We start from the raw sequence: 1,082 nt of genomic DNA on the forward strand, positions 1-1,082 counted from the left end.
GACGGATTGTAATATGAAGTGCGACACCTGCTGGAAATAAATAAAAAAGGGCTCATGGCCTGATTCGTGTAGAATGAAAGTTACCACACCAGCATTCACACAAGGAGAATCAGTCCATGAGTTATTCACATCTTAGCATAATCGAACGAAGCAAGCTAGAAATCCTGCATCAGCAGGGGAAAAGTGCAAGAGCGATTGCCAAGGAACTGGGCAGGCACCATGCGACCATTAGTCGCGAACTCCAACGCCATGACGAGCAAAAGGCGTATCATGCCGAGCGCTCTCAAGAGAGCTACCACCAGCGACGTAAGGCCTCGATTCCTGCCGGAAAGTGGACTGCTAAGCAGGCGGCGGTCATCGAAGAGAAGCTTCAGGCGACCTGGTCTCCAGAGCAGATCGTAGAGCGGTTGCGTCAGGAAGGACAGCGTGTGGTGTGTTTCAAAACCATTTATCGCTGGCTGTATGCAGGCCTTTTGGTGAGAGGGACGCTAACCGTACTTCGGCACAAAGGCAAGCGACAGAAGCCAGCAGAAACCCGTGGCAAGTTTACCATAGGTAAACCCATTTCAAAACGCCCTAAAGACGTCCGTTCTCGGGAAACGTTCGGCCATTGGGAACTGGATACCGTCGTCTCGAGCCGTGGAAAAAGTAAGGGCTGCGTAGCCACGTTCATTGAACGCAAAACGCGTCTGTATACCGCGATCAAGATGCCTGACCGCACGGCGCTATCGATGGAGATTGCCTTTGGCGTAGCCGCTTCTCAGTACCCTACCGGAGCCTTCCAGACCGCTACCGCTGACCGAGGCAAGGAATTTGCTTGTTATCCCAGCCTGGAAGCTACGCATGGCATTCAGGTCTACTTTGCTGATCCTTACTCGTCCTGGCAGCGGGGCTCAAATGAGAATGCCAATGGCTTGCTGCGAGAGTTCTTTCCCAAAGGGACGGATTTCGCTCACATCACGGATGAAGATTTGGAGAATGCCCTCCATCTCATCAACCACAGACCACGAAAATGTTTGGGCTGGAAGACTGCTCACGAATCCTTTTCAGAAGAACTGTCGCACTTGGCTTGACAATCCGTC

1 protein-coding gene is annotated in these 1,082 nt (G+C 52.0%); it reads left to right on the forward strand.

The annotated features are described in order from the left end of the window. The first annotated feature begins 116 nt into the window (after window positions 1–116). Window positions 117–1,073 carry an IS30 family transposase gene (locus ACIFO6_RS20890; RefSeq protein ID WP_430043497.1) on the forward strand — a complete coding sequence of 319 codons (957 nt, stop codon included), beginning with the start codon at window positions 117–119 and terminating at the stop codon, window positions 1,071–1,073. The last annotated feature ends 9 nt before the right edge of the window (window positions 1,074–1,082 follow it).

It is taken from the genome of Paenibacillus sp. NRS-1781 (genome assembly GCF_050467745.1).
Classification (GTDB): domain Bacteria; phylum Bacillota; class Bacilli; order Paenibacillales; family Paenibacillaceae; genus Paenibacillus; species Paenibacillus terrae_A.

Excerpts from the sequence above, each read along its gene's own strand:
- ACIFO6_RS20890 (WP_430043497.1), top strand. The coding sequence starts at position 117 with ATGAGTTATTCACATCTTAGCATAATCGAACGAAGCAAGCTAGAAATC.